Annotated in this window: 21 protein-coding genes; all 21 read right to left on the bottom strand. The window is 60.7% G+C overall.

Going from position 1 to position 14,036, the window contains the following annotated elements:
• Nucleotides 1-98: 98 nt before the first annotated feature.
• Nucleotides 99-3,065, bottom strand: a complete 2,967-nt coding sequence (locus AC07XB_RS00575; RefSeq protein ID WP_492828490.1) for a hypothetical protein — start codon at nt 3,063-3,065, stop codon at nt 99-101.
• Between the two features lie 44 nt (nt 3,066-3,109).
• Nucleotides 3,110-3,631: a hypothetical protein gene (locus AC07XB_RS00570; RefSeq protein WP_253927146.1), complete on the bottom strand. Its 522-nt coding sequence runs from the start codon at nt 3,629-3,631 to the stop codon at nt 3,110-3,112.
• Nucleotides 3,621-5,033, bottom strand: coding sequence for an SNF2-related protein (locus AC07XB_RS00565; protein ID WP_253927145.1), 1,413 nt, complete (start codon nt 5,031-5,033; stop codon nt 3,621-3,623). Before AC07XB_RS00565 ends, AC07XB_RS00570 begins: the two co-directional genes overlap by 11 nt.
• 45 nt (nt 5,034-5,078) lie before the next feature.
• A complete protein-coding gene (locus AC07XB_RS00560) occupies nt 5,079-5,522 on the bottom strand; it encodes a hypothetical protein (RefSeq protein WP_492828488.1) in 444 nt (147 codons plus the stop codon).
• Nucleotides 5,523-5,760: 238 nt separating this feature from the next.
• Entirely contained in the window at nt 5,761-6,102 is a 342-nt protein-coding gene (locus AC07XB_RS00555) for a hypothetical protein (RefSeq protein ID WP_492828486.1), read from the bottom strand.
• 397 nt (nt 6,103-6,499) lie between these two features.
• A complete protein-coding gene (locus tag AC07XB_RS00550) occupies nt 6,500-7,390 on the bottom strand; it encodes an ATP-dependent DNA ligase (RefSeq protein ID WP_492828484.1) in 891 nt (296 codons plus the stop codon).
• Between the two features lie 308 nt (nt 7,391-7,698).
• Nucleotides 7,699-8,025, bottom strand: a complete 327-nt coding sequence (locus AC07XB_RS00545; RefSeq protein WP_492828482.1) for a hypothetical protein — start codon at nt 8,023-8,025, stop codon at nt 7,699-7,701.
• Nucleotides 8,022-8,294 (bottom strand): hypothetical protein, encoded by a 273-nt coding sequence (locus AC07XB_RS00540; protein WP_492828480.1) that lies wholly within the window; start codon nt 8,292-8,294, stop codon nt 8,022-8,024. The genes AC07XB_RS00545 and AC07XB_RS00540 overlap by 4 nt, the downstream gene beginning before the upstream one ends.
• Nucleotides 8,287-8,988 carry a hypothetical protein gene (locus AC07XB_RS00535; protein WP_492828478.1) on the bottom strand — a complete coding sequence of 234 codons (702 nt, stop codon included), beginning with the start codon at nt 8,986-8,988 and terminating at the stop codon, nt 8,287-8,289. Before AC07XB_RS00535 ends, AC07XB_RS00540 begins: the two co-directional genes overlap by 8 nt.
• Nucleotides 8,972-9,418 carry a hypothetical protein gene (locus AC07XB_RS00530; protein ID WP_492828476.1) on the bottom strand — a complete coding sequence of 149 codons (447 nt, stop codon included), beginning with the start codon at nt 9,416-9,418 and terminating at the stop codon, nt 8,972-8,974. Before AC07XB_RS00530 ends, AC07XB_RS00535 begins: the two co-directional genes overlap by 17 nt.
• Entirely contained in the window at nt 9,415-9,948 is a 534-nt protein-coding gene (locus tag AC07XB_RS00525; protein ID WP_492828474.1) for a hypothetical protein, read from the bottom strand. Before AC07XB_RS00525 ends, AC07XB_RS00530 begins: the two co-directional genes overlap by 4 nt.
• Nucleotides 9,945-10,565 carry a hypothetical protein gene (locus AC07XB_RS00520; RefSeq protein WP_492828472.1) on the bottom strand — a complete coding sequence of 207 codons (621 nt, stop codon included), beginning with the start codon at nt 10,563-10,565 and terminating at the stop codon, nt 9,945-9,947. Before AC07XB_RS00520 ends, AC07XB_RS00525 begins: the two co-directional genes overlap by 4 nt.
• A complete protein-coding gene (locus tag AC07XB_RS00515; RefSeq protein ID WP_492828470.1) occupies nt 10,562-11,041 on the bottom strand; it encodes a hypothetical protein in 480 nt (159 codons plus the stop codon). Before AC07XB_RS00515 ends, AC07XB_RS00520 begins: the two co-directional genes overlap by 4 nt.
• Nucleotides 11,038-11,238 carry a hypothetical protein gene (locus tag AC07XB_RS00510; protein ID WP_492828468.1) on the bottom strand — a complete coding sequence of 67 codons (201 nt, stop codon included), beginning with the start codon at nt 11,236-11,238 and terminating at the stop codon, nt 11,038-11,040. Before AC07XB_RS00510 ends, AC07XB_RS00515 begins: the two co-directional genes overlap by 4 nt.
• A 5-nt stretch (nt 11,239-11,243) precedes the next feature.
• Entirely contained in the window at nt 11,244-11,768 is a 525-nt protein-coding gene (locus AC07XB_RS00505) for a hypothetical protein (protein WP_492828466.1), read from the bottom strand.
• A 40-nt stretch (nt 11,769-11,808) separates the two neighbouring features.
• A complete protein-coding gene (locus tag AC07XB_RS00500) occupies nt 11,809-12,558 on the bottom strand; it encodes a hypothetical protein (RefSeq protein WP_492828464.1) in 750 nt (249 codons plus the stop codon).
• Between the two features lie 3 nt (nt 12,559-12,561).
• Nucleotides 12,562-12,756, bottom strand: a complete 195-nt coding sequence (locus AC07XB_RS00495; RefSeq protein ID WP_492828462.1) for a hypothetical protein — start codon at nt 12,754-12,756, stop codon at nt 12,562-12,564.
• A gap of 21 nt (nt 12,757-12,777) precedes the next feature.
• Nucleotides 12,778-13,092: a hypothetical protein gene (locus AC07XB_RS00490; protein WP_492828460.1), complete on the bottom strand. Its 315-nt coding sequence runs from the start codon at nt 13,090-13,092 to the stop codon at nt 12,778-12,780.
• Nucleotides 13,089-13,388, bottom strand: coding sequence for a hypothetical protein (locus tag AC07XB_RS00485; protein ID WP_492828458.1), 300 nt, complete (start codon nt 13,386-13,388; stop codon nt 13,089-13,091). The genes AC07XB_RS00490 and AC07XB_RS00485 overlap by 4 nt, the downstream gene beginning before the upstream one ends.
• A gap of 39 nt (nt 13,389-13,427) precedes the next feature.
• Nucleotides 13,428-13,655 carry a hypothetical protein gene (locus AC07XB_RS00480; RefSeq protein WP_492828456.1) on the bottom strand — a complete coding sequence of 76 codons (228 nt, stop codon included), beginning with the start codon at nt 13,653-13,655 and terminating at the stop codon, nt 13,428-13,430.
• Nucleotides 13,652-13,999, bottom strand: coding sequence for a hypothetical protein (locus AC07XB_RS00475; RefSeq protein ID WP_492828454.1), 348 nt, complete (start codon nt 13,997-13,999; stop codon nt 13,652-13,654). The genes AC07XB_RS00480 and AC07XB_RS00475 overlap by 4 nt, the downstream gene beginning before the upstream one ends.
• Between the last annotated feature and the right edge of the window lie 37 nt (nt 14,000-14,036).

Below are 14,036 nucleotides of genomic sequence, written 5' to 3'. Positions count from 1 at the left end.
TTAATTCTTATAAGTGTCAGAAAATTTTCAGAGGCCGGACAGGTGCCCGGCTGAGAAGAAGTATATCAAACTTGGAATTTACGTCAAACGATTTCCTCCTAGTGTTTGAATGAACCGACGCCATTGCGTTCGAGCTGCTCGGCATCGAACACGAACACTGTTCGCACGCCGGCCAACTTGTCCGACTCGGCGGCCAGCAACGCGTTATGACTCTGCATTGCATGGATGAACGCCGTCTCGCTTGGGTAGAGCGGGCGCTCACCGCGCTGCTTGCAGTATTGGCTGTAACGCAAGTAGGCCGACCGCATGCTGAGGTGGACTGCATCGCGCTCACCCAGCTTGGCGAACACGTACTCCACGCCCTTACGGATCGCGCACATGTCAGGGACGTCGCGCTCGTTGCTCATGAACGTGAGCATCGACAGCACCTTGTCCGCCTCGGCCATCACCGCGGTCTGGGACTCTTGCACGCGCGTCCAGAATGAGGACTCCAAGCGGTCGAACTCCGTGGCCAGCGTGCCCTTACCGAACACATCCTCGACCACATGGCGGAACGCCTGCAAGCCCCAGAACGTCACGCTGTAGGCGTGCACTGGGCGAGCATTCAAACGACTCGTCAGCGGCTTGCCCTCCGCGTCCACGGCGCCCGGCCCCATCTCCGCAAGGATGCGATTGCGTAGCGGGTCGAAGGTCGCCTTCACGTCGTCAAGGCTGTGCTGGTATGCCCACTCGGTGATGCGGCGACCAAGCGCCGAGACGATTTCGCTATTGTCTCGTACCAGGTTGAAGCGGCGGAACCATTCGGCGTACGTGGAGAGCGGCGGCTTGGTCACCGTCACTGCCACGCTACGCTCGGCCGTGGCCGACTCGGTCACCAGCGCCTCGGCAATGTACACGACCGGCGCTGAGAACTTCTTCTCGTTCAGCGTGCGGACGTCTGCACTGCCCTGTGAGCCGCCGCCGGCCGATTGCTGCTGTGCGTTCCAGGCGGCCCGCAGCAGCGTGCGCAGGTAGTCAGCCATGTCCGCTGTCATCTCGTGCGGCTTGTACTCGTCCAAGATGAACGGGATCGAAGCCGACGCTGAGAGGTACTCGCGGAACGCGTGCTTGGTGGCCGTTGGCGTGAGCGCCTTCACTTCCTCGCGGAAGTAGAAGAGCGACATCAGCAGGTGGGTCATCGCAGTCTTGCCTGCGCCGGCCGGGCCGTTCACGTGCAGCAGCGGGAACTCTTCGTAGCCGTGGTGAAAAAACATGCGGAAGTTCGCCGCGGTGAACCAGCCCACCAGGCGGCCGATGACTTCTGGCTGCTGACAGGTCAGTAGGGCCTGAAGCACTTCCAACGTCTTCGGGTCCGCCTTCAGCGTCTCGATGTCCGGGGCATGCATGATGTCCGAACGGAACAGGCCCCGCTCGTGCGGGTAGCCCTTGTAGCGCAGGTTCGCGCCCAGCTTCTGGTACTTCTCCGGCACGGTCACTCCGGCGAAACTGGCCCAGATCGGGAATGGCTTCTGCAGCTCCACCTCTTTTGCGTGAGGGATGTTGACCAGGTCTAGGCCTTCGCGGTCGGTCGTGTAGTAGATCCCGCCGTTGGCCTCGGCCTCGGCTTTAAGGCGCCGCATAATAGCTCCTACGTGTTGTTCAGTGCCGTTGAATACGTTCATGTACCGCAACGCGAGAATGGTGAAATGCTGCTTGGATTGGAACGTCGTCATCGGGATGATCTTGCGCTCCTGGAAAACGCCGTCAGAGTAGACGTCCGCCTCGAACCCGAGGTTTTCCTTCGGTCGGCTCAGCTCGTGCAGGACGATGACGTCCTTGAAGGCGAGTGAGCTGACCGGCTTCATCTCCTCGTCGCCCTTCACCCAGATGCCGGTGGAGCGCATCTCGACCGCCTTGGCCAGCGGGTCGTCAGCGACAGTCTTCGTATCCTCAGCTGCCTCCGGCTCGTCGCCGGCTGCCTTGGCTGCCACCCGGGCCTCGTGCGCCTTGACGGATTCCTGCACTTCTTCTTCGACGGTGTCGTCGATGAGGCCTTCAAGGTCGATGCACTTGATGGCCATCAGCTTCATGATCGGCTGGGCGCCGAATGCATAGCAGGGGTTGTCGCTCATGTAGTGCCACATGAACCGCAACCGCTCCTCGCGCTGGTTCTTCGTGCGGTAACGCTCCCCTACGTGCTTCTCGGTGAGCAGCTTGGCCCGCTCTACGAGCTCATCCTCGGTCCAACCAAGCTCGGCCGCAAGGATGCCCAGCTGCATCGTGATGTCGTTCCAGCCGGCCGTGTCCTTCAGGCCCTCGCCTTGCAGCAGCGCAGCGACTGAGGGGGCGACTCCGGCGTCAAAGCGCGACCAGTCCGCCTTGAGCTTGCCGTCGACGTGTTTGCGCCGGACCTTGCTGCCCTTGGTGATCTTGTTGAGCGCCTTGTCATAGAGCGCCGTCAAGCCTGCGCTTACCCACGGGCGCTCCGGTGCCGCCATGAACTCCCGCTTGCGAGAGGTCAGGTCGGCGTAGAGGTCAGCGTCCATACGCTGCATCTCATCCCAGGTGATCGGCACCTTGTGCTTCCCGTTCGGGCGAAGCACATTTGGCACGCGCCACATGCGCCCTTTCCGCGCGGTGTAGACGCGCAGGTCGAGCGTATCCACGAAGATGGAGTAGGCCATCTCGCGGTATATCTGGGGGAGAAATTGGATTCCTTCCTTGGGCGCCTTTGGCAGGAAGGTCTCGATCGGGATCTCAACGTGAAAGCCCTTCCCACCACTGGCGTAGAGGGAGAGGCTGTTCATATTGACGTCCATCTCTGTCTCAAGATGTCTCAGGAGCTTGAGCGCCTGCTTGGAGACGGTGTCGATGTCCGGGCCATCGAAGTCCAGATAGAACGGCCCGAGATACTTCAGAGCGTCGAAGTCCTCCCGCTTCTTGAAGGAGTCGTCGACGTCCTGACTGACCGCGAGGACCGTCATGAACATCGGGTGTTTAGCGAGGACGCGATCAAGGTCTGATGCTAGGCAGAGCTTCCACGTTTCCTCACCACCCACCGGTTGGTAGTAGTGGTATTTACTCATCGCAGCCTTAATTTTTGTTTTAGGTGGCTGGTACTGCTGAAGGGTTACAAGTTTACATCAGCAAACTCCGGGTAGTAGGACTTGAACGAGTTCAGCTCGGCCATGTATGTCTTGCCTGGGTTCCTAAACTTGGACGGATTCGACGGCTGCCGCGAGACCAAGGAGAAGGTAAGGTCGTAGTCAACCTTCCCATTCTTCACCTTCTCGCGCCAAACTATTGTCTGCTCGTGCGGCACCCAGATGAGGAGCGGATACGAACCAAGCGGTCGGGGCGTATGCACTGCCCATTGGTCAATTCCGCGCTCAACGTCTCTCAGTCGGACCCGGATACCGGCCGCCAGCGATGCCTCGATCTCTGTGACGACAGGTACCGCCAGAACTTCCGGCGACTTATCTTTGCGCACCTTCCACACCACAAACTTTCGGTTGTAGAAGGCAGCAAAGCGCACCGGGATCGGCAGCTTCTCGAACAGCTGAAAGACCGCCGTGTCGGCCTTGACCATCGTCTCAACCTGCGCCGCCTCGTCCACGGCCGGCTCTCGGGTGTACTTTGGCTTATCGGCCATGGATGGCCTCTCGGAGATCCTGGAATCCCCGCTGGACCCTGTTGACCAGGGCGTCTTTCTCAAGGAGGTTGGCATGAAGTCTGTGCTGGATGGTGCCCTCCGCAATTGCAAGGCGCACGGTTGGGACATGTTGCTGGCCATCGCGATAGACGCGACCAACCGCTTGGTGAAAGTCTTTGGGGACAATCGGCTCCTCTACGAAGAGGACCTCCCAACAGACGCCTTGGAAATTGAGACCCATGCCGGCCGACAACGGGTTGGCGATGGCGACGAGGCACTCAGGGTCGTTCAGGAACCTATCGACGTGCTCTGCCTGCTTGGCTGGGCTAATCTCGGAGTAGAACACAGCCGGCTTGTATTTCTGCAAGTAGGTCATCAACTTTCGATTTGTCAGCTTGTAGTTAGCAAAGATGAGCAGCTTGCTGGCGCCCTCCTTGCCCAAGCCTATCTCTTCGACCACGTTATCAATGACGTCCAGGATTGCCGGCCTGACCTTGTCGTCACCAGAGAAGTAATCCCAGTTGACTACGATCTGCTGCAGCGCCGTGTACAAGCGAGGCGCCGAGGTGGCGTCGATCTTGCCGCCCTGCTCCAGCAATAGCACCTGTTCCTCAGCAAGCGTGCGGTACAGCGCTAGGTGCGAGTCATCCAGCTCGTAGTGCAGTGGCACATATACCGGGGAGTGCAGGTGCTTCAGCACATCCTCCTTCAGGACACGGATGCTGTTCAGCATCAGGTTTTGGTTCATCAACTCCAGATTCCGCCACTTCACTATGTTGTTGAAAAAATCCCGCTCCTCCACGTGGATATTTTCGAATTGGGTTTTGCTACGGTAGATGCCCGATGAGACCAGCTTGATATACGCGTAAGCATCCCCGGGCGTTGACAACGGAGTGCCAGTCAGCAGCATTAATTTGTGGCCGTCAAAGAACAGCGCCACCTTCCGGTGGTTATCAGAGCCGACATTCTTGATGCTCGTCGCCTCGTCCACGATTCCGATGACCCGCTTTCCGTGCAACTCGCGGCGCAAACGCTCGAAGTCGTTTTTAAATATCTGCATGCTGCAGAGCACCCACTTCGCTTGACGCACTGGCAGCGCTGCCCGCTCCTTGGGGGAGCCCTTATACACCAGGATACCGTCCACATTGCCTACCGACTCAAGCCAGCGTCGCCAGGACGTCAGCAGAATCGGCGGCATCACTACCATCACCACGGCGTCCTCACCGCCGCCCCATATCAGCGCAAGCAGCGTGCTCATCACCGTCTTCCCGCAGCCGACCTCTGCGTAGAGGCCGGCGCGGTCCATCGGTGCTAGTTCGAGAACGCAATCACTTTGGTAACCGTGTGGCGTAAACGGCAATTTATACCGGTCCAGCACACGGTCGAGTGCCGTTGTTTCCATATTCAGCCTTTATTCTTGTTATTGGATGGCTGGTTTCTGCGGAGATCAGGCTAGGCGCTTCAGGTCCTCAATCCACTTGTGAGGGTTGAAGCCCCCCGGCCAGTGCTCTGCCCGCATCCACCGATCCGGGTCCTCTGGATGCTGCTGGGCAAGCTCTACAAACTGCTTCAACGTCATACAGCCGGCCAAGTCGGTGAGCGGCATGCCGCCGAGATCCTTGTCGATGAGGTGCTGCAGTAGGAAGTACGTCTGAAACGGTTCCTTGTCCGGGTTGGCCGGCGCCTTGGGTCCCTGCAGCCGAGGGGAAAGGCTCCATGCGATATTCCAGTGCGCGAGGCCATTCTGCCCGAAGTACATACCGATGCCGGCAATGGCGCCGTCCTTCATGCCAGTTGCGTCGTCGGGGTGGTATGCGGACCAGATCAAGCTGCCGGGTCGAACCCGCGCAGATTTACCGATGAGATCGGAAACTGAGAACACATTGTTCATCACTGACTAACTCCTAAGTTTCGTAATTATCGCCCAGTTTTATTGAAAAGCAAGGACTCCGCCACTTTGTCGCGCTTCGGGAGCGGCTGCCAGGCGATGAAGAATTCTCCCAGACCTCCCTTCCAAGTTCCTTGCACCATCACCCCACCCACCGTGAGGAGGGATACTTTTCGTCCTCGGGGCGCGGTGTCGTCGTACCGCCACGGCGCCCCTTCCTCGGTTACCGGATCGCCCGGGTTCATGCTTCGGCTCGCATCGTGCAGCCGCTCGGAGTCGACTCGACGAGCAGGCTGCGGTAGCGCACTTGCTTCTCCGGGGTCACTCGCAGCCGACCAAGTCGGAAGGCGCCACGCAGAGAGAGCGACAACGTGGACAAGTCGTCCAGATTTTCATTGATCAGTTCCAGGCCCCACATCGCCACCATGTGGCCGACCACACGGCCGTCCGACAAGACAGTGGCATCCTTCAGCTGTGCTTGCTCGGCGTAGCCGACGAGTGCACCACGACAGGGACCCTCCGCCATACAGACCTGCACACCTTGTTCCGAGGCTTGAACGATGACTTGATATTTTTGAGACATTGCGGAATTAATCCTTAGATCTGACTAGAAAGTTCCCGGATCGGATGCCCGAGTTCTTCGGTTAGCGGCGGCACATTCGCTTCTTCGCTTCTGCGAGCGAGTCGGCGCCGAACCACCATTGGGTACAAGCAGCGTCCATCGCTAGAGAGCCGGCCGGCGGCCTGGCTGTGCCCACACGCCCCCCGGCGGTGAAGCCCTCTGTGTATGCTGCTTGGATTGCGCCCGCCGAACACGCGCGTCCGATCTCACCGATCGGGGACACGAGGTAGCAGGCAACGAGGGATAGGGACAACGCCCCTATGAGCGCGATGCGCAATGTGACTCTCCACTTTTATTTTTGTTGTCGGAGATGAGGTGCCGGCGAGCGCCGGCACCCAAAGACTAGGTCAAACTTGGTTTACATGTCAAGCGGGCTGCGCAGACCGAGGAACACCGGATGGCGCGGCGCCACCTTGACACCAACCGGGAAGAACTTGTATTTCACGAGCTGGTCGCCCAGGTCGTGCCGGCGGGTCCACAACAGCTTGCGCTGCTCTGCGGTGAAGCCGGTTCCGATCTTGAACTGGATCTGCGTCTCAACGTCGCGCACAACCAAGGCGCCGAGCGTGTCCATCGGCACCAGGTTCTCGGCGTGCATCGAGCGCTCGGTCTGGCCAAGCTCGTTCTTTGTCGCCTCGTTGGCGTTGTGCATGAGTTCGTCGAAGCCGACGATCACCGCCTCGGCATCCTTGAACTGCTTGAGCTTCAGGAGGTAGCCCTCCTTCGCGGTGCTGCGGCCGTATTTGTACGGCGAGTTGAGGCCGCGGACGATCACGCCCTCGTGCCCTTCTTCGAGCAGCTTGGCCTCGTACGCCAGGAGATCGTCCGCGCTCTTGATGAGCTTCTGCTCCAGCAGCTCGATGCGCGGCGCATCCTTCTGCAGGCTCGGCACCAGTTCACGGAGCATCTCGTAGCGGTCGAAGTAGTTGAGGTCCGTGTCGTGCAGGTCGAACACGTACATGCTGATGTCCGGCTCACCATGGTGCGACATGACTGCGCTGTTCGTCTGTCGGTAACAGTCCTCCGCGGTCGGGTTGCCGAGGATCATCTCGCCGTCCAGGCCGTCGTAAGGGAAGTCGCTGTACTGCCTGAACACGTGGCGGTTCGGCACTTCCTTCAGGCTACGCGTCAGCAGCTTGCCGTCCTTCACAACGAAGCGGATGCCGTCCAGCTTCGGGCTGGCGTACACCGGGTAGGCCAGCTTGGCGACATCGGCTTCGCCGGCGAGCATGGGCTTGAATTGCGCCATGTAAGACTCCTTGATTTTTGTGGTTGGTGGAGTTGCTCCCCTAGGGGAGCGGGTTGTTGATTTTTGAACGTGAGGTGCTACGCTGGTCAAGGCAGCGGAGACCAGCATGAGGGTGAAGATTCGACAGATCGACGACTACCAATTCATTGCACGCGTCGCGCCCGCAGAGTCGGGCTTTGCCTTAGACCTATACGTGTTTCGTGTACGGCAGCTTCCGCCAGGGGACGCCCAGTGGTTTCCCGTAGAACAGCCGTTCCCCTCTGTGGCTGAAGCCGAGTCGTTTGGCATTGCCCTGGCCGCCAACATCATCACGCGGAGCGTTGGCCGCTTGGACGTGTAGGTGAATGGGCGAGGTGCACGATGCCGCGGTCGATTGCGCGGCCGATCTGGTGCACGGTCTTCTCCTGCTTGGCGGTGATGTGTTCCCGATCGAATGGGATATCGACTTTCACGTCCTTGAGCAAGGTCAGCACAGCACGTACGTCGTTCATGCGGCTCGCTATGTCACCCTGGTTGGTGCGATGCGTACCAGGCACGCCCTCAGTCAAGCCGTACAGCATGGCCTTATGGCAAGCCGCCGCGACGCCGAGACACTCGTCAGCCAACTGGGTGAGCAGGTACTCGGTGGGCGTCATGCGGCCGGCTCCTTCACCGGATGAGCGTCGAACTCCGGCACGAGGGCCATGCTCACGCGGAAGCGCCCCAGTTCCTCGTTGGCTTCGTCGAGCAACACGAGCGTCATCGGCCACTCATTCGCCCAAACGAAGCGGGTGTTGTGCTCGTGCGCCGCCGCCGATTCGGCGACGTAGTCGATGGCGTCCTCGTCCCAGATGGTGGTGAAGGTCTTCGCGTCAGCGGCCGTTTCGCCCTGCTCGGGGACGTAGTAGCGAAAGGTGTTAGACATGGGCTGTACCCGCCTTTGCCGCTGGCTTAAGCAGGTTCAGAAACGCCTCGGACGGCTCCGCGCCGAGCGACTTCATGAACTTCTCCAGTTCGAGCGCCACGATGATGTGCGGCTCCTTGGGCGGGTTCCAGTGCTCCGGCTCCTCGATCCCAGTCGCGGCCATCGCTTCGCGTACAGTACTGTCGGCAAGCCCTCGGCCGGCATGCTTCGACGCCAGCATGGCCATGCCTTCGAATGACGGGATGTTGGCCAGCGGTTGCACCTTGATCCACTCACAAAGGCGATAGAACTCAGTGGGCGTTAGGTCATGTGCTTGTGTGAGGCCCGTCTGGCTGGCCGGGGTCTGGGGTTGGTTCACGATCTTGGCTTTGCTCATGGTCAGAGTCTTGGTCTTTGTTACGGTGGCCTGTGCGGTGGGCTTTGCCGGTTCTTCCTTGGGTTGTTCGACGACCGGCGGCGTCACTGGCACGCGCTGAGGCGCGGGGTTGCTTCGGGCGAAGCGCTTCATCCTGGAGAGTTCGTTCAGGTCTCCCCGCGTATCCTCGGGACGCCCGCTGCTCAACGAGAACGTCATCTCGACGCCGTTGGGCGCACGTGTGTCGGCGTAGAACCGCACGCCCTTCCTGTAGTGGCCGATGACTTCCAGATCGGCCTGGTGGGCCATCCTGACGAGGTCTTTAGTGCGCCAGTCCATCGTCGGCCCCCAGCAGTTGCTCAGCCTCTGCAAGAGTGCGCTTCCGCATCTTGCGCAGGATCAGGTCCACCGGGTCCCGCTTGAAGTCGATCTGCGGGAAGGCGCGGTTGTCCTGCAGCTCACCGTCGTCGGTGTAGAGCATCGCCCCGGCGGCCTGGAAAGCAAGCATCTGGCGCAGCTTGGCTTCGTCGGTGGACCGCGAAGGGACAGGCTCCTGCGCGCGCATCAGCCGCCAAGCGATCTCCGCCCTGCCTGACTTGGTCAAGTGTCCTCGTCCTTCCCGGAACCACTTGGGAAGGTGGTCGATCGGTGTACGGCCTCCGCGGCTGATTTGCTCACGCACGTCCTCGATCGAGGTCGCGCCTGCTTCGAGCGCGAGGAAGAGCGGGCGGGCCGCGTCGATCATTGCTTCGGTTGGGAGGTTGTTCATTTGGTGTCCCTCTCCTGTTGCGCGGCGGTACAGAAGTCCGTCACCAGTTTGTCGAGCTCCGCTTTGCCGGAGTGGCTAACCTCAGTGCTGACGCGGAACACTGCGCGGATCTCGCGCGGGTCGTTGCGGTCACCAAACTTCACCTTCAGTTCCCACCAGTGCGACAGCAGCGCTCGGTACTTCTCGGCGTCGCCCTTGTCAACGGCCAAGAGTTCACGGGCATGTGCGGTTCCCGCATAGAAGGCATTCATCACGTCCGTCTTGATGTCTTGTCGAGGGTCATCGTCGTACAGCGCTGCGCGCTCCTCAGCAGCGGCGATGTCCGCGTCGGTCGTGTCGGGCGCGGCGACAGGGCGGGCGTCACGCAGCTTCCAGCCCTGCCACATGCCGTTCAGGTACGGGCGCTGTCCGTAACCGTCTCCGTCTCGCATGCTGGCCATATCCTCTGGGCTGAGGGCGCGGCCTCGATGCTCCTCGAAGTGCGCGCGGTACGCGGCCTCGAAGGCCACGCGGTCTTTATCGTTGTTCATTGGTTATTTCCCTTTGCCTGATCAATCTGCCTGCGAAACTCGTCGAAGTGGCGGCCGAGGCTGAGCCCGAATGGGATCTGGATCTCGTCGCCGATCTCGTCGCAGTTCACCTTCTGCATCAGCCATTCCAAGCGCTGCTGCTCGTCGAGCAAGGCGGCGCTCAATTCGCGCACTTCGCCGGCAAGCTCCTCCGCCGGCACGATAGTCAAGCCTCGCGCCTGCAGCATCTGGTCGAGCGCCTCCACCAGGGTGTCGACCGCACGAGGATCGGCACTTGCCTCGGCCGCATCGAACTCGGCGTCGATGGCCTCCACCGGGTTGGGCTCCGACTGCTCAGACAACCACTTCTCGATGGCGAACTTGAGCGCTGGCTTGACGTGGTTGAACATCTCGCCGCTCAGGACGAACGGCATAGCCTCAACGAAGGCCCACGCGGCCTCGTTCAGCACGTCGTCATACGGGATGCCGGGTGTGCACGGCTCTGCAAGCTCGAACTCACCGCGGCCGCAGTTCTTGCACTGCCTGAGCGCGATGTCGCCGTTGCGGTCCTTGATGGAATCCGGCGCGTCGGGGTCGCCCTTCTCGTAGAGGGTGTGGGTGATTTGGTTGTTGTTCATTTGCTCTCCGCTGTGTGCTTCGGCGCCGTCGCGAGCACGGCCCTAATGCCTTGCATCGCCGCGTTTAGCCGGATCGGTTGTAGTTGCATCAGCGCAGCGGCCCACGCGTCGGACGAGCGGTCAGGGACAAGCTGCCACCCTTCTGGCGCATTGCGCGGCGTTTGAGTTACCGCGTAAGCAGCCTCTCGCACCGCGTCGATCCGCTCCAGCAGAAACAGCAAGTGCTCCTGGTAATACGGCGCCATGTGGTCCATTTGCTCACGAAGCCAGAGCTCGTATGCGTCCCCCTTCTGGGCTCCCGTCAGCTCAGACATGCGCTTGTCGCGCACCGCCTCGAAGTCGGGCATCCACGCCTGGAGAAGGTACTTGCGCTTTCCCTCTTTCTCCAGGCGCTCCTTGGTCTGCCACATCGTCTCGCCCTCCCTGCGCTCGCGGGCGACGTCGGCGGCTGTGACCGGCATGGTGAATTTGTTCATTTGAACTCCTGCATACAAGCCTCCCGCTGAATCCGGCGCAGCTCGCAGAGCTTGTTGCGCCAGCCGCGGAAGTCCGTACGGGTGTTGGTGATGGTGATGTTGCGATCGAAGAACCGGTACACCTGGTGCCGGTTGTGCCGCAGCAGCTGGCCGTGTGCGGCCAGCAGCCGCAAGCAAGCTGCTTTGGCGTCTTTCATACCGCTCAGTCGGACAGCAGGTCTTCGGCGATACGCTGCATGACGCCGTCCATGTAGATGGACTGGCCGGTGGTGCAGCGTGCCCAGATGGTCATATTGAACATCTCGACGACGCTCTCACCTTGATCCCGCAGCTTGCGAGCGAGGTAGCTGGTGATCGCCCAGTGCTCGTACACGTCCACGCTATATGGGTCGATGCGGTTGTCATCCGCAAAGCTGCGCAACTCGTCTTCGGTCTTGAGGTGATCGATATATGCGGTGGCCAACTGGCTGTCGCTCTCGTGGTCATAGCACTGGAAGCCAGCGTCTTCGAGCAGTTGAACCAGTTCTTCGCGATCGAGACCGCGCAGGTGGTCCTCGACTGGTTCCTCGTAGTCCTCGCGGTAACTGAGTTCCTGGATCTCGTCCTCGATGCCCAGTTCAGAGGACACCTTGCCCAGTTCGAAAATCAGGGAGGACAGGCAAATGAGTACCTCTTGCTCGACGAGCCGGCGAGCGCGTTCATCCACGGTTTCAGTGGTTCGGGTCATGACTAACTCCAAAGTGTTGCACCCCTAGGGGAGCGATTGATCAAGCCGTGCAGAGGTCGTTCCGTACGGCGTACAGCTTCGATGCGAACTCGTCCGAGTCGAGCGCATCGTTGACTTGCTGCGCATACCGGAAAGCCGCCTGGTATTCCATCTCGGCGCTGGCAGAGCGAGACGTGAAGTGCTCGGTCCACTCGCCGACCATTGCCAGTAGCTTCTGGCACCACTTGTTCGTGAACCGGTGGTAGTGGCACTGCTCATCGCTGAGCAGTGCATCCGCCAGATCGTCGGCAGACCAGCCGCGCAGTGAGATGCCCTCGAATTCCTCCACGACCAGGTGCTTGCCGCCGCGGCCGACGAGGGCGAAGTCGACGTTGAAGTACTTGCAGGTGTAGGGGTTGACAGTCCAGCCCGGCAGCTTGGCCGGGAAATAGGCACACTCGGTCGTGCGGCGCTTGTAGTTCACGCGCTGGTTGAAGTACGGCAAGCCGAAGCGCGCGGCCGTAGTCAGCGAGTACGTGCGGTTGCCATCGTCGTCATTGAGGCCGTCGTGCATGTGCGACTGGATATCCGTCCATTCACTTTCCGGGTCCCACTCGACTAAGCCGCGGGTCGCGTCGACTTGTGCCTTCGTGACACCGTGGTCCTGCACAGCGAGGGCCTCGATGTGTTCGCGATCAAGGTCGACGTAGTCCAGCGCGACGTCGAATTCGAGCGGCCAGCGGCTGTGGCGATCGCAGTAGCCGGAATTGCGGGAAATGGCGGCGGCGAGCAACTTGCGGTAGGGGTTCATGACTTACTCCGAAGTGTGGATAGTCAAGCGCTGGAACACGCGCTTGGCGTGGTTGCGGATAGCGGGGGCCAGAGCCGGGATCTCGGCGTCTGTCCAACCCGACCGCGGCTGGCCGAATGTGTTCTCGGCGACCTCGTCGAGGGCGTTGAGCACAGCGCGTTCAACGCGCTCCTCAAACTCGTGGCGGGTAGTGGTCATGACTAACTCCAAAGTGCTCCCCTAGGGGAGCGGGCTGTAGCGGTCGAAATTCTTGAAGAAGTTGATGACGAGCTGAATCCCTACATCGGCAAGCTCTGCGCGGCACTCTTCGTGCTGACTCCTGAACCAGCTGTACTGCAGATAACAGTCGTACCTGTTGCTATAGCGCAGGCAGTTCAAGATTCGTGGGATCGCCGGCGGGTGGCAGCTGTACTTGCGCAGCACGGCCGCGACCGCATCGTCATTGAGGTCGTCTTCCGCGTGGAGGGAGATGCTGGCGTACCGGCAGGCTCCCCACCCATACGGCCCAGCAAGTAGCGGAAGCGGGTTGTTCACGTGCGGTCGTCCAGGAGCTCCTCGATGCGGTCCAGATCGAACGGGGCCAGTTCGCCGGCCTCATACAGCCCTCGCAACAGGTGAGCCATCTGCGCCTCCCGGCCTGAGAGTTGGGCCACGGTGAGATCGGTCTGGCAGTTGTTGCAGTACGCGCCGCTCTCCGGGAGCCACTCTGTGTCGCCTTGAGTGATGCAGCCGGCGCCAGTTAGCTCAACCAGCACTGTCGCTTGGACGCGCAGGTTGGCGTCACGGCCGCACTTCGGGCAGCACAGGCCATGGTTCTCGAATACAGTCATTGCTAACTCCAAAGTTGCTCCCCTAGGGGAGCGGGTTGTTCACTTCCGGCGAGCAAGCGCCCTGGCCTTGCGACGGGCCTTCTCCTTGGCGCGGTCGGCCGGCTTGGTGCTCGTCTTGGTCAGGCGGGTGCGCGGCCGGTAGACGTCCTCCTTGGCATACAGCGGCGGCTCGCCGCGGGACATGCGCTGCACGTCAGACATCTCCATCAGGCCGTCGCGGACGGACCCGGCCAACAGCGTGGCGGCGATGGATGCGAGTTTCTTCATTGTTCTTCTCCGTAGGCGCTCGGAACCTTGTTCGAGCAGTGGTCGCAGTAAAGGTGGTGGTCTTCCCAGTTGACGTCCGCGGCAACGATCTGCCACTGCGGGTCGTCCAACAGGGTTAAGGGAAGGTTGAGGTTGGCGCAGACGGGGCACAGCACGCCGTGGTCGCCGGTCTGGTAGAAGATGGGGTAACCGCCCGGCCAGGCGTATGCTGGCCATGCGAAGTTCGTCAGCTTGCAATCACGCCACTCGGGCGGGTGGTAGCCGATGCTGCTCAAGGCTACAAGCTGGGACAGCTTGACGCCATTGGGCGCGACGAACTTCTGCTCGATGAGGAGGTTTTCCATGGTCTGACTCCTAAGTTGGTTTTCATGAGATTCAGGG

This window comes from Cupriavidus sp. GW821-FHT02F09 (assembly GCF_059421605.1).
This window is presented reverse-complemented; position numbering and strand designations above follow the sequence as displayed.